Raw genomic sequence first — 19,006 nt, 5'->3', positions numbered from 1 at the left:
GATGCCAAAACTGTTGAATGGCTTGAGCGATACCTGCGCACGTACTTGCAAGGTCATAACCGCCCCTTCAATTCAATCACCAATGAATCACAGGCGCGCTCGATAAGGTCCAGCACCCGGTCAAAGCCTTGTTCGCCTTCGTAGTAAGGGTCCGGCACTTCGTCCACCTCGCCGTCGAAGCGGCGCAGGAACAGATCCAGCTGCGCCTTACCCTGCGCAGGTTGTATGGCTTTAAGGTTGCGCAGGTTGCCATCGTCCATGGCCAGGATCAGGTCATAACGCGCAAAATCGGCGCGGGACACCTGTTGGGCACGCTGGCATGACAAATCATAGCCCCGCGCCAACGCCGCACGTTGGCTGCGCTGATCCGGTGGGTTGCCGACATGCCATTCCCCAGTCCCCGCCGACGCCACCTCAACCTGGCCGGCCAAACCCGCTTCGCGTAACTTATGGCGCAAAACGCCTTCGGCGGTGGGCGAGCGGCAGATATTGCCCAGGCAGACAAACAGGACCTCCATCAAGCCCCCAGCAGGCGACGGACGCGCTCAAGGTCTTCCTGGGTATCGACGCCGGCAGGCGGTGCTTCCAGCGCATCGCCCACGTGGATACGCACGCCGTGCCAGAGGGCCCGCAGCTGCTCCAGGGACTCGGTATTTTCCAACCAGCACGGGCCCCAGCTGACGAAGTCATGCAGGAAACCGGCGCGATAGGCGTAGATGCCGATATGGCGACGGTACGGCACGCCTTCCGGTAGTACGCCGGGGTTGCTGGCGAAGGCGTCCCGCGCCCAGGGCAGGACCGAACGGCTGAACGTCAGGGCCAGGCCGTTGATATCGCTGACCACCTTCACCACGTTCGGGTTGAATAAGGTTTCGCTGTCTTCGATCGGTTCGGCCAGGGTCGCCATGCGCGCTTGGCCATGGGCCGCCAGATTGGCGGCAACCTGGTCGATGACGCTTGGCGGGATCAACGGCTCGTCACCTTGCACGTTGACCACGATGGCATCGGGCGCCAGGCCCAGTTGCGTAGCCACTTCGGCCAGGCGATCGGTGCCGGAATTATGGTCTTCGCGGGTCAGCACCGCCTCGGCGCCGAAACCTTTGCAGGCTTCGATGATGCGCGGATCGTCGGTCGCCACCACCACACGTTCGGCGCTGCTTTTGCAGGCTTGTTCCCACACCAGCTGGATCATCGGCTTGGCGCCGATCATTTGCAGCGGCTTGCCCGGCAGGCGGGTCGAGGCATAGCGCGAGGGGATCACCACGGTAAAGGCGGTAGTCATTTATCCAGGCGCTCATCGGTCGTCAGGGTGCGGGCTTCGCTTTCCAGCATCACTGGGATGCCGTCACGGATCGGGTAAGCCAGGCCGGCACCTTTGCTGATCAGCTCGGTTTTGTCGGCGCTTAGCTTGAGCGGGCCTTTGCAGATCGGGCAAGCAAGGATATCGAGCAATTTGGTGTCCATGGGTATTTCCTGCGAATAAGCGGTTTAAGGCAAAAGACGGTTGGGCAGCAAGCGCGTCAGCTGCGTGTCGAACCAGGCGACAAATGCTGGCGACGGCAGCGCATCCACCGCAAGGTACCACCAGTCGGGCCGGGCGAAGGCGCGGCACTTCACCGCGTCCTTTTCAGTCATGACCAGCGGCAATGGCGGCGTGAAATTCAACACCTCGGCGCAGTAGGGCGCGTGGTCGGCAAATGCATGGGGGATCGGCTGCCAGTGTAGCGTTTCAAGGGTATTGAAGAAACGTTGCGGATTGCCGATACCGGCAACCGCGTGTACCTGCTGGCCTACCGGAAAATACGTGACCGGCTGTCGCTCGCCGCTGTGCAGGTTGACCAACGCCGCAGGCTGCAGGCGAAAGGCAAAGCCGTCTTCGCGATCCTCGGCGGCACCGTTATAAAGCAGCGCATCCACGCTGTGCAAGCGCTCAACCGGCTCGCGCAACGGCCCGGCCGGCAGGCAGCGGCGATTACCCAGGCCACGGGCGGCATCGATCAATACCAGCTCAAGGTCGCGGGCCAGACGGTAATGTTGCAGGCCGTCGTCGGAAAGGATCAGGTCCAGGGTTTCGCTGGCCAACAGTGTCTTAACCGCGCGGCTGCGGTCCGGATCGATCATCAACGGTACACCGCAGCGCTGCACAATCAGCAAAGGTTCGTCGCCGGCCACTTCGGCACTGTGGGTGGCCTCGACTCGCCACGGTAACTGTGGCGGCTTGGCGCCATACCCACGGCTGACCACCCCCACGCGCAAACCACTGCGCCGACAGTGCTCAATCATCCACAGGATCAGCGGCGTCTTGCCAGTGCCCCCTACCGTGATATTGCCCACGACCACAACGGGCACCGGCGCCTGGTAGATAGCGCCCTCACCCGCCAGGAAGCGCGCACGCTTGCGCTGCACCACCCGGCGGTACAACGACTCCAGCGGCCGTAACAGCACAAGCGCCGGATGGCCCTCGTACCAGGCCTTGAGCAAACGATCGGACATGGCCATCAGGGTGGGCTCGCCGCCTCGACGGTGGTCATGCGCAGATGGCTGAAACCGAGTTTGCCGGCGGCGTCCATCGCGATAATCACAGCCTGATGCTGGGTCTTGCCGTCTGCACTGATCGACAGCGGCAGGCTCGTGTCGCCCCCGGACTCCTTCTGCAAGGCCTCCATCAAGCTGGTCAGGTCGCTTTTCTCCAGCAACTGGTTATTCACTGAAAATACGCCGTCGGCGCTGATGGCAATGTCCAGTTGCTTGACCTGCTGGTCTTCGGCCGGCGAGCCGCTCACGGCTTCGGGCAAGTCGACGCGCAGCTGGGTTTCCCGGGTAAACGTGGTGGTGACGACAAAGAACAGCAGCAGGATAAACACCACGTCAATCAGCGACGCGAGGTTGATATCGACATTTTCCCGTTGCTTGCGGCGAAATTTCACGCTTTGCCCTCAACCAGGTCCACATCACGGTCGCCCTGCACCACCTCCACCAGTTTGATGGCTTCCTGTTCCATGCCGACCACCAGTTCATCGATGCGCCGTTGCAGGAAGCGGTGGAAGAACACCGACGGAATACCCACCATCAGGCCTGCGGCCGTGGTGATCAACGCTTTGGAAATACCACCGGCCAGCACGGCGGCGTTGGTACTCATGCCCGAGCCCATGAACGAGCTGAAAATGTCGATCATGCCCAGCACCGTGCCCAGCAAACCGAGCAGCGGCGCCATGGCGGCGATGGTGCCAAGAGCGTTGATATAGCGCTCCAGTTCATGAATCACCCGCGCAGCCGCTTCCTCGATGCACTCTTTCATGATCTCGCGGCCATGCTTGGAGTTAGCCAGGCCGGCGGCGAGGATTTCACCCAAAGGCGAATTGGCGCGCAGCTCCTTGAGCTTCTGCTTGTCGAGCTGCTTGTTCTTGATCCAGCCCCAGACTTGCCCCAGCAGGTGCTCGGGGGTGACGCGACTGGCGCGCAGGGTCCACAGGCGCTCAGCGACGATGCCGAGTGCGGCAATGGAACTCATGATGATCGGCAACATCATCCAGCCGCCGGATTTGACCAATTCCCACACAGTGAACGCCCCCTCGAAAAAGTGCGCCACTTTATCATATAGGTTCGGCAGCGGGGTTCGTCGGCCGCAGACCGGACTGTCGCAGCCCGCAGTGTTTGGTAACGCCGGATTACGGTAACGGTTCGCGCCAGAACCGGCGTTGACTGCGCGCAACAATGGCTGGCTGGAAGGCGCCCAACTGAAGACGCACGGCGCCTTGTTCGGCGCTGTCGTATATCCGGCTGCCCAGGGTTTTATAACGCTCTATCACTTGCGAATGAGGATGACCGAAGGCGTTGCCCCGGCCCCTGGAAATCAACACCGACTTGGGCGCAAGCCGTTGCACAAAGGGTTTGGACGACGAACTGCGGCTGCCATGATGGGGCGCCTGCAGCCAGTCGGTTGGCACCGCCAAGGGTGTGTCAAGTAATGCACGCTCTGCCGCACGGTCGATATCGCCGGTGAGCAGCAACCGTTCACCGTTGGCCTGCACCTGCAATACACAGGATTTGGGATTGCCGCTTATGGCGTCAGACCACTGCCATAACGCGAACGACACACCATCCCACTCCCACTGCTCACCGCTGCTACACGGCTCAGTCGCCAGAAAAGCCGGCAACCCCTCGGTTTCGCCGCCTACCACACGCCTGATGGGCAACCCACGAGCAATCGCCGCCGCGCCACCGGCATGATCGGCGTCTGCATGGCTCAGCAGCAGCATGTCCAGCCGTTCTATTCCGAGCTTTTTCAACGACGGCAAAACCACGCGCGCACCCAGATCAACCGACCCCGAACGAGGCCCCGCATCGTAAAGCAAGGCATGGTTGCGGGTGCGCAAGATCAATGACTGCCCCTGGCCCACATCCAGCTGCACCACCGTCACCTGCCCAGCGGGTACTGATTCCCTGGGTGGAAACACCGCCAGCAACAGCATGGGCCAGCCCAGCAAACGAAACGGCACCCCCTTGGGCAGCAGCAGTAACACCGCGCCTAACAGGCTGATCAGCCAATAAGCCAGCGGCACCTCAGCCGGCGTCCAGGCCGGCAACTGCTCGGCCAGCACGGCCAGGACCTTGAACCACCCCTCCAGCGCTCCACCGGCCAACCAGAGCAAGCCGTCACCGACCAAAGGCAGCCACAACAGCGCCGTGCCCAGCAGCGCCAACGGCAACACCACCAGACTGATCCACGGCACAGCGAACAAATTGGCCACGGGCGCGGTTAGGCTGATAGGTAAACCCAGCACCAGCAGGATTGGAAACAGGCCGATAGCAATCAGCCACTGGGGACGGGTCCATACCTGCCAAACGCCCCATGGCCCCAGCCGCCCGCCCAGCGCCAGGACCAGGATTGCAACCGCCGCAAATGACAGCCAGAAACCCGGCTGCAAACTGGCCAGCGGCTCAAGCAGCAGTACGCCGTTGAAGGCCAGCAACAACGGCCACCAGACGCCCAAATGCCGAAAGCGCAGCCGCCACAGCAGTACCAGCCCGACCATCACACACGCGCGCTGCACCGGCACGCCGAACCCTGCCAGCAGGCCGTAACCCAACGCTGCGGCAAACGCCAGGCCACATGCCCAGGGTAGCCATGACAGGTTCCGGGGCCAGCAACCGTAACGTGCCAGCCCGGCCACCAGCCCATAGATCAGTCCGGCCAGCAAGCCAATGTGTTGGCCGGAAATGACCACCAGGTGCACGGTGCCGGTGTCTTGCAACACCTGCCATTCTTCCGCTCGCAACCCGGAACCGTCACCCAACACCAACGCCGCCACCGCGGCTTCTCGGGTTTGCGCATCGGCGGCCATCAGGCGTTGACGCAGGCTGTCGCGCAGGGCGTTGCGGGCCGGCGCCAGACGCTCACCGTCTTTCACCGAGCCTGTGGCCCCAATGCGCTGCGCCAGCAGCCAGGCCTCGTGGTCGAAACCGTGAAAATTGAGCAGGCCGGACGGCCGCTTGAGGGTGACAGCCAAGCGCCAGCGTTCCCCGCTGCGCACTGGCGGCCCGCCGTGCCAGGACAAACGGATGCGCTTGGGCAGCCGGGCCTTGCGCGACCGGCTGTCGGCCACTTCAAAGCGCACACCGGTGTCCGTCTGTTGGGGCAGCCCGACCACACGCCCCTCCACCCAACGCGTCTCGCCGTCCAGCGCCGGACGCAATCGATCATCCAGCGCCCACTGCGCGCTGATGCAAGCCCAACTCAACCCCAGCAGGAAAAACGCCAGCGGGTACGTACGAAACGGCAGTAACATCAAGGCCAACACCAGCATGGCCATCAGCCATCCAGTGTGCGGCAACGCTGGTAGAAAACGCAGGGTGAGCAACCCTAGCGCAAGTGCGAACATCCCTGTCCTCATGAATCATTCCTTTCAATGATTCATTCAGTCTTAGCCGGGGTTCCCAGCGGCGCCTTTGATGTTTTGTCACAAAGTCTGAATTTTCTGTTTATAGAATGCGCGCATACTTGCCCCTCGAACTGACCTGGACCCCTTATGCCCCGGCGCTTATTCAAACGGTACATGCCCGACCCCAGCAGTATCAGGGAACACAAGTCATTACAGTTTCTTGGCAGCCTGCTGCATGACCCGAACCTCTGGCACCTCAACCGGCACTCGGTCGCTCGCGCCATGGCCGTGGGTTTGTTCGCCGCGTTTATCCCCATTCCCTTGCAAATGCTGCTGGCCGCGATCCTGGCGATCGTCGTGCGCGGCAACATGCCGATTGCCGTTAGCCTGGTCTGGCTGACCAACCCGATCACAATGCCAGTGGTGTTTTTCTGCACCTATATGACCGGTGCCTGGTTGATGAATGTGCCACCGCGCAGCCTTCCCGATAACCTCACCTGGGAATGGATCAGCGGCGAGTTGAGCACGATGTGGCAGCCGTTCCTGTTGGGCTCTGTGGTATCCGGACTGGTGTTGGGCGCATTGGCCTATTGCCTGACCATGGGGTATTGGCGTTGGTGGGTCGGGCGCCAATGGAAGAAACGCAAACTGCGCCGCCGCTGACGGCTAACGGGCAGGCAGGTGCAGATGGACGCGCAGGCCCCGCCCGGTATTTTCCGCCCAGATTCGACCGCCCTGGCGCTGGACGGCGTTGCGCGCAATACTCAAACCCAGGCCAAAGCCGCCATCGCCGGGCCGTGAACCGTCCAAACGGGTGAAAGGCGCGAAGATACGCTCCAAGTCGGCCTCATCAATGCCTCCCCCCTGATCCTCCAGCCAGACATGCCAGTAGTCGCCCATGCGCACGCCGTCCAATGTCACCAATCCCTGACCTGGAGAGTGACGTATTGCATTACGCAGGATGTTTTCCAAGGCCTGGGCCAGCGCATTGAGGTTACCGCGCACCCAGCACTCGGCTGGCAACAAGCAGGGCAAGCGGGATGCTGGCCAGTCGCTTTCAAAACAGGCGTTCTCCCGCAGCATGTCCCACAACGCCTGCAGCTGTATGTCTTCGTGGGGCAACGGCACCCGGTCGCTGTCCAGCCAGGCCAGTTGCAGGCTGTCTTCCACCAGGCGCTGCATGGCGTCGATTTCCCGGTTCAGGCGTTCGCGCAACTGCGCCAGATCCTGCTCGCTGTCACAAGCCACCCGCAATCGGCTCAAGGGCGTGCGCAATTCGTGGGACATGTCCCGCAGCAGTTGTTGCTGCAACTGCACCGTGCCCTGCAAGCGTTCGGCCATATGGTCAAAGGCGCGTCCCAGCTCACCCAGTTCATCCTGGCGACTGGTCGCGGCACGGGACATCCGCACATTCAATTGATCCGCACGCCAGGCGTTGGCCTGCTCACGCAGTTGATTGAGGGGCATGATCAGCAATCGATACAGGCCGATACACAGCAACAAAGTAAACAGCCCAGGAATCAGACCGTTGGTAATTAACCGCCAAAGCACTTGATATCGCCCCGGCATAAAGCGCTTGGGCAACTCGATCACCAGTGAGCCTGCATCAGGGTCGACTGGAAACGCGATCTTCAACCATGGCAGGCCTTTGACATGGCGGCTCACCGGCCAGTCCGGCCCGCGCAAAAAGGTCAGCCGCTGGCTTTCCTTGTCGCTCAGCGGTGCGCTGCCGAGCGATTGCAAGTCGTTGCCGATGACGCCCAGCCAAGTCGTCTCACGGTCAGCCATATGCTGCAACCAGGCATCCACACCGGCGCTGCCCTGGGTAGTCCAGGCCAACTCGGCCCCCGCCGCATAGGCGCGAAGCGTGTCGCGGGCTTCATCAGAAAGGTACGCGCTTTGCTGCTCCATGTACCGGCCCCAAGACCAACTGAGCCAGATCATCAGCAAACAAAAGGCGACCAGCAGAAACGCCAGCTTCCAGAACAGCGAGTGCCTGCCCGGCAACCGCTCAAACGCCCTCTTCATGACCGCTCAACACATAGCCCTTGCCCCACACCGTGCGCACTTCGCGTTCGGCGTAGCCGACTGCCTTGAGCTTGCGGCGAATCTGGCTCACGTGCATGTCGAGACTGCGGTCGTGCGGGGCATAACCGCGTTGCAGCACGTGTTGATATAGGAAGGCTTTGCTGAGTACTTCTTCAGCATTGCGATGCAGGGTTTCCAACAGACGGTACTCACTGCGCGTCAGGCCAGCCCAGTGCGCTTGGTAGAGGACATCGCACAGCTCATCATCAAAACGCAGGGCCTGCGCATCTTCGCGCACGGCTGCAAGGCTCGTCTGGGGACGGCGCTCCAGGGCCACCCGGCGCAGAATGGCTTCAATGCGTACCCGCAGTTCAACCATGCTGAACGGCTTGGGTAGATAGTCGTCCGCGCCCAGACGAAAGCCGCTGATACGGTCGGCTTCGGCGCCAAGGGCCGACATCAGGATCACGGGCATTGCGTGACTCTGGCGCAAGTGCGTGAGGATCGACAACCCGTCCAGCCCCGGCAGCAGGACGTCCATCAGCACCAGGTCGAACGCCTGGTCGCGCGCCAGTTGCAGGCCTTGCTGGCCATTTTGGCACCAGGTGACCTGGAAGCCACTGCGGCCCAGATGCTCGTGGACGTAAGCGCCCAGCACGGGGTCATCTTCGATGGTCAGGATACTGGGTAGGCCAACGGCTGCGGGATTCATTAGCGTCTGCAAGTCATTCTCAATGACCGATTATTCAAGATTAAAGTGTTACAGGCAATCGCCGGCCACCACCGAACGGCCCGAAGATTGCCGTGTGTCATTAATTTACGAGATTCCAGGCGGCGCAAATGGCTACACTGCGCAGGTGGCACGGGCCGGATGCCCGCGTGGATGATTGATATCAATGTGTTAGCAGGAGAGTGGCGTGCTTAGAAGAATGGGGATAAAAGGCCGCGTACTGTTGCTGACTTTATTGCCGACCAGCCTGATGGCCTTGTTGTTGGGGGGTTATTTCACCTGGATGCAGCTCTCTGAGCTGCAAACTCAATTGCTGCAACGCGGTGAAATGATCGCCGAGCAATTGGCGCCACTGGTCGCGCCGGCCCTGAGCAGCAAGAACACCGATTTGCTGGAACGCATCGCGACCCAATCCCTGGAGCAACCGGACGTGCGCGCGGTGTCGTTCCTCGGGCCGGACCGCTCTTCCTTGGCCCATGCCGGCCCGACCATGCTCAACCCACCGCCCACCGGCAACAGTTCGCACCTGCTGCAGCGTACCGGCAGTGATGCCACCCGCTACCTGATGCCCGTGTTCGGCCGCCATCGCAACCTCGCGGGCGAGCTGATTCCGGATGAGTCCGACCGTCTGTTGGGCTGGGTCGAGGTAGAGCTGTCCCACAACGGCATGTTGCTGCGCGGCTATCGCAGCCTGTTCGCCAGCCTGCTGTTGATTGCCATTGGCCTGATCTGCACCGCGGCACTGGCCCTGCGCATCAGCCGCACCATCAACTCGCCGATCGGCCTGATCAAGCAAGCCGTGGCCCAGCTCAAGGACGGCAACCTGCAAACCCGCCTGCCACCCTTGGGCAGCCAAGAGCTGGATCAGTTGGCGTCGGGCATCAACCGCATGGCCGAAACCCTGCAAAACGCCCAGGAAGAATTGCAACACAGCATCGATCAGGCCACCGAAGACGTGCGCCAGAACCTGGAAACCATCGAGATTCAGAACATCGAGCTGGACCTGGCCCGCAAGGAAGCCCTGGAAGCCAGCCGGATCAAATCGGAGTTCCTGGCCAATATGAGCCATGAGATCCGCACGCCGCTCAATGGCATCCTGGGGTTCACCCACCTGCTGCAAAAAAGTGAGCTGTCGCCACGTCAGCTCGATTACCTGGGCACTATCGAAAAATCCGCCGACAACCTGTTGGGCATCATCAACGAGATCCTCGACTTCTCGAAAATCGAAGCCGGCAAGCTGGTGCTCGACAGCGTGCCCTTCAACCTGCGCGACCTGCTGCAAGACACCCTTACCATTCTCGCCCCCGCCGCCCACGCCAAACAGCTCGAATTGGTCAGTCTGGTCTACCGCGACACGCCGCTGGCGCTGGTGGGCGACCCGCTGCGGCTCAAGCAGATCCTGACCAACCTGATCAGCAACGCGATCAAGTTCACCCGCGAAGGCACCATCGTCGCCCGGGCGATGATTGAGGACGAACAGGAAGACAGCGTGCAACTGCGCATCAGCGTGCAGGACACCGGCATCGGCCTGTCCAACCAAGACGTGCGCGCGCTGTTCCAGGCCTTCAGCCAGGCGGACAATTCGCTGTCTCGCCAGCCGGGCGGCACAGGCTTGGGCCTGGTGATTTCCAAGCGTTTGATCGAACAGATGGGCGGTGAAATCGGCGTCGACAGCACACCGGGCGAAGGCTCGGAGTTCTGGATCAGCCTGAACCTGCCCAAGACCCGCGACGACGTCGACGACCTGCCCAGCGCGCCGCTGCTCGGTCGTCGCGTCGCCGTGATGGAAAACCACGAACTGGCGCGCCAGGCCCTGCAACACCAGCTGGAAGACTGCGGCCTGGAAGTCACCCCGTTCAATACCCTGGAAAGCCTGACCAACGGCATCACCAGCGCGCACCAGACCGAACAGGCGATTGACTTGGCGGTGCTCGGCGTCACCGCCAACGACATCCCGCCCGAGCGCCTCAACCAGCACTTGTGGGACCTCGAACACCTGGGCTGCAAGGTGCTGGTGCTGTGCCCGACGACTGAGCAAATGTTGTTCAACCAATCGGTGCCCAACCCCAACAGCCAGTTGCAGGCCAAACCCGCTTGTACGCGTAAGCTGCGCCGCTCCCTGGCCGACCTGATCAGCCCGCGCCCCTCGCGCAGCGAGCCGGGTGAGCCGTTGTCCAGCCGTGCGCCGCGAGTGCTGTGCGTAGACGATAACCCGGCGAACCTGTTGCTGGTGCAAACCCTGCTCGAAGACATGGGCGCCAAGGTGCTGGCCGTGGAAAGCGGCTATGCGGCCATCGACGCCGTGAAGCAGGACACTTTCGACCTGGTGCTGATGGACGTGCAGATGCCCGGCATGGACGGGCGCCAGAGTACCGAAGCGATTCGCCAATGGGAAAGCGAACGCCACGGCACACCGCTGCCGGTGGTCGCCCTTACCGCCCATGCCATGGCCAACGAAAAGCGCGCCCTTCTGCAAAGCGGCATGGACGATTACCTGACCAAACCCATCAGCGAGCGGCAGCTGGCCCAGGTGGTGCTGAAATGGACCGGCCTGGCCCTGCGCAACCAAGGGCCTGAGCGCCTCCCCGAAGGCCTTGGCCATGGTGTGCAACTGCTGGTGCTGGACCACGAAGAAGGCCTGCGCCTGGCTGCCAACAAGGCTGACTTGGCGGCCGATATGCTTGCCATGCTGCTGGCGTCCCTGGAAGCCGATCGCCTGGCGATTACGGTCGCTCGCGAAGCCAATGACAACCACGCCCTGATCGAGCGCGTCCACCGCTTGCATGGCGCCACTCGTTACTGCGGCGTGCCGCAATTGCGCGCGGCCTGCCAACGCGCCGAAACCCTGCTCAAGCAGGACGACGCCAAGGCCATGGCTGCACTGGATGAATTGGACATGGCGATTGCTCGATTGGCCAGTGAAGCGCGGGTCAGCGTCTGACTCTGTCCGGTCGACAACGCCAATAAAAAATGTGGGTGGGGTTGCCCTTCCCCCATTTGGTCAGCATTTCCAACGCGTAAATCGCAGGGAGCCTCTTTAATGCGCGTGATTATTTTCAGCAGCCAGGCCTACGACCGCGACAGCTTTCTCGGTGAGCCGCGCCCGCAGGGCATCGAGCTGCAATTCCAACCTGCCCGCCTCAATCTCGACACGGTGGCCCTGGCCGAACATCACGAGGTGGTCTGCCCTTTTATCAACGATGACCTCAGCGCCCCGGTGCTCGAGCAACTGGCCAAAGGCGGCACGCGCCTGATTGCATTGCGTTCGGCCGGCTATAACCATGTTGACCTGCACGCCGCCAAGCGCCTGGGCCTGAGCGTTGTGCGCGTACCGGCCTACTCGCCCCACGCCGTGGCCGAACATGCCGTGGCACTGATCCTCGCCCTGAACCGTCGCCTGCATCGCGCTTACAACCGCACCCGCGATGGCGATTTCAGCCTGCACGGGCTCACCGGTTTCGATCTGGTCGGCAAAACCGTCGGCGTGGTCGGCACCGGGCAGATCGGCGCCACCTTCGCCAGGATCATGGCCGGGTTCGGCTGTCGGTTGCTGGCCTGCGACCCCTTCCCCAACGCTGAGGTCCTGGCCATGGGCGCGCACTACGTGAGCCTGCCCGAGCTGCTGGCCGAAGCACAGATCATCAGCCTGCATTGCCCGCTCACGGTCGACAGTAAACACCTGGTCAACGCCCGCACATTGGCACATATGCAACCGGGCGCCATGCTGATCAATACCGGCCGTGGTGGTCTGGTCGACACTCCGGCACTGGTCGAAGCGCTCAAGAACGGCCAACTCGGTTATCTGGGGCTGGATGTGTATGAGGAAGAGGCCCAGCTGTTTTTCGAGGACCGCTCGGACCTGCCCCTGCAGGACGATGTGCTCGCCCGCCTGCTGACCTTCCCCAATGTGATCATCACCGCCCACCAGGCCTTCCTTACCCGAGAAGCACTGTCGGCGATTGCCGGTACCACACTGGCCAACATTGCAGCGTGGGCCGACGGCCGCGCGCAGAACCTCGTCGAGGGATGATCAGCGGTCATATACCGGGCTCATGATAGGCCGGCACCCGTGATAGGATGCCGCGCCTATTTGGAGGATCCATGGCCGAACACGATTTCCGCTTCAGCTTGCTGAGCCCGCAACACACCCTGATCGAATGCCGCGCCCTGGTGCCGGGCCGTTATCAAGTCACCGGCAACGGTGGTTCGATCAAGCATGACGACGTGCTGATCGTCACCCTGCGCGGCAGTAAAACCCTGTCGATGCGACTGACCGTGGAAGGTGATGCGCGCTACTCCATTCGCCCGGCGGGCCAATGGGTCGCCATGGCCAAGGGGCCGAAGTTCGGCGAGTTGGAGATTCACACCTGGAAGGTCAATTGCGACAGCTGCGACAGCGTGCTGGAGTTTGAATTCGCGGTGGAAACCAAGCTCACCAAAGAACCGCTGCAACCGGCCGCCAATGCGCGCATCAAAGAACTCGGCTGGGCCAGCGAAGGCGACAAGCACCGCTGCCCGAAATGCCAGCGGGACGCGCAATGAAGGGCCTGCTGATGCTCGCCGCGGTGGGCGCGGCCCTCAGTGGCTGCGCCGGTGATGCAGCCAAGCTCAAGCAGGATCACAGCTATGTGGTGGAGTGGATAGGCGAGCGGCCATTGATGGATTACGCGCACCTGACCGTTACCCTCGGTGCTGATGGTCGCGCCTATGGCAATGGCGGCTGCAACCATTGGTTTGCGCCGTACACTCTCGAAGGCGCCAAGCTCAGCTTCGGCCAGATCGGCAGCACCCGCAAAATGTGCGCCGAGGCGTTAATGGAGCAGGAGCACCGTTTCTTCGAGGCGCTGCAAGGCGTACAGCGCTGGGACATCTCGCCCATCGAACAGACCCGCTTCTGGCCGGCCGAAGGCAAGCCCATCCGCCTGTGGCTGGAAGAAGGCTGACGCCGCCGATCTTTTGCCTGATCGCTGTCAATATGTGGAAGGGCATGCCCCTCCACATTTGACTGGTGCAAACACCTTAGCCGCGCAGCGCCTTGAGCTTGGCCAGCACCCCTGCCGCCGTCTGCTCACCCATCAGTTGCTCGCGCACCTTGCCCTTGTCGTCGATGATGTAGGTCACCGGCAATGCCTCGCTGCGCGGAATATCGAAGATCCCCTCCGGGTTTTGCGCCAGCACGGTGAACTTGATGCCCAGCTTGTCGCTGGCCGCTTTCAGCTCTTCGCCCTGAACATTGTCGAAGTTAACCCCGAACACGCCCACGTCTTGCGCTTTGAGTTGCTCGGCCAGGGCATTGAGCTCGGGGATTTCCGTGCGGCACGGGCCACACCATTCGGCCCAGTAATTGACCACCAGCCACTGCTTGTCCAGGCGTTCGGCCGGCACTTTCTGGCCATACTGGTCAACGCCGTAATCGTTACCGCAGCCGCTGAGCAGCAGGGTTGTGATGATCGCCAATGCACCGATCAGTCGCCTTGTCATGGGGTAATCCTTCGCAAAAATGAACGTTGGCTGCGGCCTATCGCCTCTTACGGTTTAAGGACGGCCCGCAGCGCAGGTAGAATACCCGCCACCTTACGCAAGATGCGACCCGCACATGACCGATCTGACGCTTTATCACAACCCGCGCTGCTCGAAATCGCGCGGTGCGCTTGAACTGCTGCAAGCCAGGGGCCTTGCGCCAACCGTGGTGCGCTATCTGGAAACCCCGCTGAACGCGGCGCAATTAAAGGCCTTGCTGACCAAACTTGGCCTCGGCGCCCGCCATTTATTGCGCACCGGCGAAGATGAATACAAAAGCCTCAACCTGGCTGACGCCAGCCTCAGCGAAGCGCAGTTGATCGACGCCATCGCCGACCACCCCAAGCTGATGGAACGCCCGATTCTGGAAACCGCCGATAAAGCCATCATTGGCCGTCCGCCGGAAAACGTACTGGAGATCCTGCCATGACTACCCCCTATGTGCTGGTGTTGTATTACAGCCGCAATGGCTCGGTCGGCGAAATGGCGCGGCAGATTGCCAGGGGCATCGAGCAAGGCGGCCTGGAAGCGCGGCTGCGCACCGTGCCGGCGATCTCCACCGAGTGCGAAGCGGTGGCGCCGAGTATCCCGGACGAAGGCGCACTGTATGCCAGCCTGGATGATCTGAAAAACTGCTCGGGCCTGGCCCTCGGCAGCCCGACGCGCTTCGGCAACATGGCCGCACCGCTCAAGTACTTCCTCGACGGCACCAGCAATCTATGGCTCACCGGCGCCCTGGTCGGCAAGCCCGCCGGCGTGTTCACCTCCACCGCCAGCCTGCACGGCGGCCAGGAAACCACGCTGATGTCGATGCTGCTGCCGTTGCTGCACCACGGCATGCTGATCACCGGCCTGCCCTACAGCGAGCAGGCACTGCTCGACACGCAGGGCGGCGGTACGCCGTATGGCGCCAGCCACCATTCCGGGGCTGACGGCAAGCGTATGCTCGACCCACATGAAATCTCCCTGTGCCGCGCCCTGGGCCTGCGCCTGGCGAAAACCGCCACGCTGCTGGAGAACGGCCGTGGCCAGGAAGCCTAAAGCCCTGCCAGCTCAAGCGTGGCTGGAACCGCGAGTCAAGCTGGCCCGCGCACTGAGCCTCCTGGCGTTTTTTGGCTTGGTGGGTTTGTTGTGCGTGTACTACCTGTTCGTCGCCGACCTGCATGGGGCGCGTCCGTGGGTCATCCTGCTGATCGAACTGGTGCCGCTGCTGGTGCTGGCGCCAGGAATGATCATGGGCAGCGCGCGCGGGCATTCGTGGATGTGCTTTGTGGTGAACCTGTACTTCATCAAGGGCGCACTGGCGGCGTATGACCCGAACCGGCAAGGGTTTGGGGTGCTGGAGATGCTGGCTAGCCTGGCGGTGTTTTGTACGGCGTTGCTGTATGTGCGCTGGCGGCACCAGTTGAATCGGCGGTTGGCCGATTGACATGCTCTCTGTAGGAGCAAGCTTGCTCACGAAGATCGTTAACGATAACGCGCTCATGCTGGGTTAACGCGTTGCCCTCAGGTTCTTCGCAAGCAAGCTCGCTCCTGCAATGATCAATGGTTGACGGTATACGCCAGCATCATCGACAACTGGCACATCGGCCGCCCGCTCTCGGCATGCCACTGGTTGAATGCGCCCTGCACCGCCGCCAGGTCGCGCAGGCTGGTGGGCGCCTTGTCGACGATCTTCTGCGCATTCAATGCCGCCACTACGTCATCGCTCGGCACAAAGGTGTCCTTGCCCACCATGCGCAAAAAGCGCGGTGCCGACAGGCCGCCCAACTGGTGGCCATGTTTGCTCAGGTACTTCCATAAGCCCACGATATCGGTGACTGGCCACTCGGCGACAAACGCGCCGAAGCTGCCCTTTTCCTGGGTGATATCCAGGATCATCTGCGCATTGCGCGGCACACTCTTGAGCTTGCCCAGGTGGCGGATGATCCGGGTGTCCTGCATCAGGCGCTCCAAATGTTCGGCCCCCATCAAAACCACCTTTTCGGGGTCGAAGCCGAAGAATACCTGTTCGAACGCCGGCCACTTGGCGTCCACCACGCTGTGCTTCAAGCCCGCACGGAACACGCGCAACGCCAGGGTCGACAGGTAACGGTCATCGCTGATCTTGCGCAACTGTGCCGGGGTTTTGGGCGCCGGCAGATGGGCTTCGAGTTTGGCCGCTGAACCAAAACGGTTCAGACAATATTCGTGCAGCCACTTGTAATCGCGCATGCCCTCTCCTGGCAGTTGAATGTCGGCAATTTAAATGAAAACGGCGCCCGTGAGCGCCGTCTTTCAGAGCGTTGTAGAGCGTTAGAGGTTCACTACGTTGACGAAGCGCGATGCGGCGGTTTCATCGATTTTCAGGCTGGTGAAGTCAAACAGATTGCGGTCGGCCAGTTGCGACGGGATCACATTCTGCAGGCTGCGAAAGATGCTTTCGGTACGGCCCGGTGTCTTGCGCTCCCAATCGAGCAGCATGTCCTTGACCACTTGGCGCTGCAGGTTTTCCTGGGAACCGCACAGGTTGCACGGAATGATCGGAAACTGCTTGAAGTCGGAATAAGCCTGGATGTCCTTTTCGTTGCAATACGCCAGCGGGCGAATCACCACGTTGCGCCCGTCATCGGCGCGCAGCTTGGGCGGCATGGCCTTGAGCGAACCGTTGAAAAACATATTCAGGAAGAACGTTTCGACAATATCGTCGCGATGATGCCCGAGGGCCATCTTGGTTGCGCCGATCTCGTCGGCAAAGGTATAGAGCGTGCCACGCCGCAGCCGCGAGCACAGCGAACAGGTGGTCTTGCCTTCGGGAATCAGCTGCTTGACCACCGAATAGGTGTCTTTCTCGACGATGTGGTACTCAACACCCAGTTCTTTGAGATAGGCCGGCAGCACATGCTCGGGAAAGCCCGGCTGCTTCTGGTCCATGTTGACGGCGACGATCTCGAACGTGATCGGCGCGACTTTTTGCAGGTGCAGCAGCACGTCGAGCAGGGTGTAGCTGTCTTTGCCGCCGGAGAGGCAGACCATGACCTTGTCGCCATCCTCGATCATGTTGAAATCGGCGACCGCTTCACCGGCCAGGCGACGCAGGCGTTTTTGCAGTTTGTTCTGGTTGACCGTAAGAGTGCCCATGGCGCTTGGATCCGCTAAAGGTGTATGACGAAAAGCGGGGCATTTTACCGACATGAGCGAACGAGTTCCAATGTGAGGGAGGCCGTGACACCTCGCCCCTTTTGCCGGCGTCCCCATGCACAGACGAAGCGGCGATTAAGCTGACGGTTTACAGCGCGATTTACTCTAAAGGCCCTACGGTTTTCCAGGACTTCACTTCCTATACTGCACGTGAGGTCGCGCAGCGATCCAGACCTTGCAGGCCATTTGGCCGGTGGGCGCTCCGATAGGGGCGATGGCAATAACGACAGGAGTGACTGGCATGATCCATCACGTCGTGGGGCTTTTTACCCATCCCGGCCAGGAATGGCGGGAAATCCGTGGCGATAAAGAAGAAAGCATCAGCCACATGTACCTCACTCATACCCTGGTTCTGGCGGCGAACCCCGCCGTCTCCGCATTTATCGGCACCACCCAGGTCGGCTGGGTCATCGGCAACCGGGCCCCGGTCATGCTGACCCAGGAAAGCGCGCTGTGGATGACCCTGATGTCTTACGCCGCCATGCTGGGCGGTGTGGCGGTGATGGGCGCGTTTATTCACTGGATGGCCCGCACTTATGACGCCAACCCCAGCATGGCGCGTTGCGTGGCCTTTGCCACCTACACGGCGACGCCCCTGTTTATCGGAGGGTTGGCGGCGCTGTATCCGCACATGTGGCTGGGGATGGTCGTAGGCACGGCAGCAATCTGCTACACGGTGTATCTGCTGTATGTGGGATTACCCACGTTCATGAGTATCGACCCGGATGAAGGCTTCTTGTTTTCCAGCTCGGTATTGGCCGTGGGCCTGGTGGTGCTGGTGGCGATCATGGCGTTTACCGTGATCGTCTGGGGCCTGGGCGTTGGACCTATCTACACCAGTTGAGTCGTTGCTCCGCAAGCAAAGCCACCAACCAGGTGGCTTTGTGCGTTATGCATGACCATTCGGCGCCTGACAGATTCGGAAACACCCAGCTTTGCGGCATACTGGGCGTCTCTGGAGATATGTACAGCATGCCCGAGCAACTCAATACCCGCGTCGAAGAATGTTTCCTGCAAGCCGAATCCTTTTTCAAACGAAGCTTCAAACGCCCCAAGGTCAGCCTCAAACTGCGGGGCCAGAAAGCCGGTGTCGCGCACTTGCACGATAACCTGCTGCGCTTCAACCCTCAGCTCTACCGAGAAAACAGCCAACACTTCCTGAAACAGACCGTGGCCCACGAAGTGGCGCACCTGATTGCCCATCAGCTTTTTGGCGAGCGCATCCAGCCCCATGGTGAGGAATGGCAGTTGATCATGCGTGGGGTTTACGAACTGCCGCCAGACCGTTGCCACACCTACGAAGTCAAGCGTCGCCAGGTGACTCGTTATATTTACCGGTGTCCGTGTGCCGACAGCGATTTTCCATTCTCGCCGCAGCGGCATGGGCTGGTAGGCCAGGGGCGCCGGTATTTGTGTCGGCGGTGCAGGCAAACCCTGGTGTTCACTGGGGTAACTCGGGTGGAGTGAGGGACTCTTCGCGGGCAAGCCCTCTTCCACATGTTGATCGCATTCCATAGGATCTACACGGGAGTATCAGTTTTTTTGTGTTCGGGCTGGTTAGGGCCTGCCGTCAGGCAGGCCGTTGTTTTACCAGCTCGGTCTGGTAAATCGGTCTCCGTACAGGATCGCAAATTGATTCATTGCCACTTTCCAGTCGTGTGCCGCA

General features: G+C 61.3%; 22 protein-coding genes. 10 read left to right on the top strand and 12 right to left on the bottom strand.

Features of this window, described 5'->3' with window-relative positions:
• Positions 1–53 precede the first annotated feature (53 nt).
• The 7 genes from Q1V60_RS14240 to Q1V60_RS14210 all read right to left on the bottom strand — a co-directional run bounded on the left by Q1V60_RS14240 (position 54) and on the right by Q1V60_RS14210 (position 5,894).
• Positions 54–518, bottom strand: coding sequence for a low molecular weight protein-tyrosine-phosphatase (locus Q1V60_RS14240; protein ID WP_300631386.1), 465 nt, complete (start codon positions 516–518; stop codon positions 54–56).
• Positions 518–1,282 carry a 3-deoxy-manno-octulosonate cytidylyltransferase gene (kdsB, locus tag Q1V60_RS14235; protein WP_300631384.1) on the bottom strand — a complete coding sequence of 255 codons (765 nt, stop codon included), beginning with the start codon at positions 1,280–1,282 and terminating at the stop codon, positions 518–520. The genes Q1V60_RS14240 and kdsB overlap by 1 nt, the downstream gene beginning before the upstream one ends.
• Positions 1,279–1,464 carry a Trm112 family protein gene (locus Q1V60_RS14230; protein WP_003174668.1) on the bottom strand — a complete coding sequence of 62 codons (186 nt, stop codon included), beginning with the start codon at positions 1,462–1,464 and terminating at the stop codon, positions 1,279–1,281. The genes kdsB and Q1V60_RS14230 overlap by 4 nt, the downstream gene beginning before the upstream one ends.
• Positions 1,465–1,488: 24 nt before the next feature.
• Positions 1,489–2,499 (bottom strand): tetraacyldisaccharide 4'-kinase, encoded by a 1,011-nt coding sequence (lpxK, locus tag Q1V60_RS14225; protein ID WP_300631382.1) that lies wholly within the window; start codon positions 2,497–2,499, stop codon positions 1,489–1,491.
• Positions 2,499–2,927, bottom strand: coding sequence for a biopolymer transporter ExbD (locus Q1V60_RS14220; RefSeq protein ID WP_300631380.1), 429 nt, complete (start codon positions 2,925–2,927; stop codon positions 2,499–2,501). Before Q1V60_RS14220 ends, lpxK begins: the two co-directional genes overlap by 1 nt.
• Complete coding sequence (locus tag Q1V60_RS14215) at positions 2,924–3,559, bottom strand: MotA/TolQ/ExbB proton channel family protein (protein WP_057721916.1); 636 nt, start codon at positions 3,557–3,559, stop codon at positions 2,924–2,926. The genes Q1V60_RS14220 and Q1V60_RS14215 overlap by 4 nt, the downstream gene beginning before the upstream one ends.
• Positions 3,560–3,668: 109 nt before the next feature.
• Positions 3,669–5,894 carry a DNA internalization-related competence protein ComEC/Rec2 gene (locus Q1V60_RS14210; protein ID WP_300631377.1) on the bottom strand — a complete coding sequence of 742 codons (2,226 nt, stop codon included), beginning with the start codon at positions 5,892–5,894 and terminating at the stop codon, positions 3,669–3,671.
• A gap of 135 nt (positions 5,895–6,029) precedes the next feature.
• Between Q1V60_RS14210 and Q1V60_RS14205 the strand changes: the two genes are divergently transcribed.
• The gene (locus Q1V60_RS14205) at positions 6,030–6,545 is read left to right on the top strand and encodes a DUF2062 domain-containing protein (RefSeq protein ID WP_300631375.1); all 516 of its coding nucleotides are present in this window, start codon (positions 6,030–6,032) and stop codon (positions 6,543–6,545) included.
• Positions 6,546–6,548: 3 nt separating this feature from the next.
• Here Q1V60_RS14205 and Q1V60_RS14200 read toward each other — a convergent pair whose 3' ends face one another.
• Both Q1V60_RS14200 and Q1V60_RS14195 read right to left on the bottom strand, forming a co-directional pair.
• Entirely contained in the window at positions 6,549–7,910 is a 1,362-nt protein-coding gene (locus Q1V60_RS14200; RefSeq protein ID WP_300631373.1) for a sensor histidine kinase, read from the bottom strand.
• Complete coding sequence (locus Q1V60_RS14195) at positions 7,894–8,622, bottom strand: response regulator transcription factor (protein WP_300631371.1); 729 nt, start codon at positions 8,620–8,622, stop codon at positions 7,894–7,896. Before Q1V60_RS14195 ends, Q1V60_RS14200 begins: the two co-directional genes overlap by 17 nt.
• 205 nt (positions 8,623–8,827) lie before the next feature.
• Here Q1V60_RS14195 and Q1V60_RS14190 point away from each other — a divergent pair, with 205 nt between their 5' ends.
• The 4 genes from Q1V60_RS14190 to Q1V60_RS14175 all read left to right on the top strand — a co-directional run bounded on the left by Q1V60_RS14190 (position 8,828) and on the right by Q1V60_RS14175 (position 13,583).
• The gene (locus Q1V60_RS14190; protein WP_300631369.1) at positions 8,828–11,581 is read left to right on the top strand and encodes a response regulator; all 2,754 of its coding nucleotides are present in this window, start codon (positions 8,828–8,830) and stop codon (positions 11,579–11,581) included.
• A 99-nt stretch (positions 11,582–11,680) separates the two neighbouring features.
• On the top strand, positions 11,681–12,670 hold the full coding sequence (locus Q1V60_RS14185) for a 2-hydroxyacid dehydrogenase (RefSeq protein ID WP_300631367.1): 990 nt from the start codon (positions 11,681–11,683) through the stop codon (positions 12,668–12,670).
• 71 nt (positions 12,671–12,741) lie between these two features.
• Positions 12,742–13,182: a hypothetical protein gene (locus Q1V60_RS14180; protein ID WP_300631365.1), complete on the top strand. Its 441-nt coding sequence runs from the start codon at positions 12,742–12,744 to the stop codon at positions 13,180–13,182.
• Positions 13,179–13,583, top strand: coding sequence for an META domain-containing protein (locus tag Q1V60_RS14175; RefSeq protein WP_300631363.1), 405 nt, complete (start codon positions 13,179–13,181; stop codon positions 13,581–13,583). Before Q1V60_RS14180 ends, Q1V60_RS14175 begins: the two co-directional genes overlap by 4 nt.
• Positions 13,584–13,659: 76 nt before the next feature.
• Here Q1V60_RS14175 and Q1V60_RS14170 read toward each other — a convergent pair whose 3' ends face one another.
• Positions 13,660–14,121, bottom strand: a complete 462-nt coding sequence (locus Q1V60_RS14170) for a TlpA disulfide reductase family protein (protein WP_300631361.1) — start codon at positions 14,119–14,121, stop codon at positions 13,660–13,662.
• A gap of 115 nt (positions 14,122–14,236) precedes the next feature.
• Between Q1V60_RS14170 and arsC the strand changes: the two genes are divergently transcribed.
• The 3 genes from arsC to Q1V60_RS14155 are packed head-to-tail and all read left to right on the top strand — an operon-like array spanning position 14,237 to position 15,589.
• Entirely contained in the window at positions 14,237–14,590 is a 354-nt protein-coding gene (arsC, locus tag Q1V60_RS14165; RefSeq protein WP_300631359.1) for an arsenate reductase (glutaredoxin), read from the top strand.
• Positions 14,587–15,201 carry an NAD(P)H:quinone oxidoreductase gene (gene wrbA / locus Q1V60_RS14160; RefSeq protein WP_300631357.1) on the top strand — a complete coding sequence of 205 codons (615 nt, stop codon included), beginning with the start codon at positions 14,587–14,589 and terminating at the stop codon, positions 15,199–15,201. The genes arsC and wrbA overlap by 4 nt, the downstream gene beginning before the upstream one ends.
• Positions 15,185–15,589, top strand: a complete 405-nt coding sequence (locus tag Q1V60_RS14155; protein ID WP_300631355.1) for a DUF2069 domain-containing protein — start codon at positions 15,185–15,187, stop codon at positions 15,587–15,589. The genes wrbA and Q1V60_RS14155 overlap by 17 nt, the downstream gene beginning before the upstream one ends.
• Before the next feature lie 113 nt (positions 15,590–15,702).
• Here the strand turns inward: Q1V60_RS14155 and Q1V60_RS14150 are convergent, their stop codons facing one another.
• Positions 15,703–16,374 (bottom strand): DNA-3-methyladenine glycosylase I, encoded by a 672-nt coding sequence (locus Q1V60_RS14150; RefSeq protein WP_300631353.1) that lies wholly within the window; start codon positions 16,372–16,374, stop codon positions 15,703–15,705.
• A gap of 81 nt (positions 16,375–16,455) precedes the next feature.
• Entirely contained in the window at positions 16,456–17,280 is an 825-nt protein-coding gene (gene ttcA / locus Q1V60_RS14145) for a tRNA 2-thiocytidine(32) synthetase TtcA (protein ID WP_300631351.1), read from the bottom strand.
• Positions 17,281–17,581: 301 nt separating this feature from the next.
• Between ttcA and Q1V60_RS14140 the strand changes: the two genes are divergently transcribed.
• A complete protein-coding gene (locus tag Q1V60_RS14140) occupies positions 17,582–18,184 on the top strand; it encodes a Yip1 family protein (protein ID WP_300631349.1) in 603 nt (200 codons plus the stop codon).
• Between the two features lie 128 nt (positions 18,185–18,312).
• Complete coding sequence (locus tag Q1V60_RS14135) at positions 18,313–18,807, top strand: SprT family zinc-dependent metalloprotease (RefSeq protein ID WP_300631347.1); 495 nt, start codon at positions 18,313–18,315, stop codon at positions 18,805–18,807.
• Positions 18,808–19,006 lie beyond the last annotated feature (199 nt).

It is taken from the genome of Pseudomonas sp. (genome assembly GCF_030147005.1).
Classification (GTDB): Bacteria; Pseudomonadota; Gammaproteobacteria; order Pseudomonadales; family Pseudomonadaceae; genus Aquipseudomonas.
The sequence above is the reverse complement of the archived record's forward strand: the minus strand, read 5'-3'. Positions and strand labels throughout refer to the sequence as shown.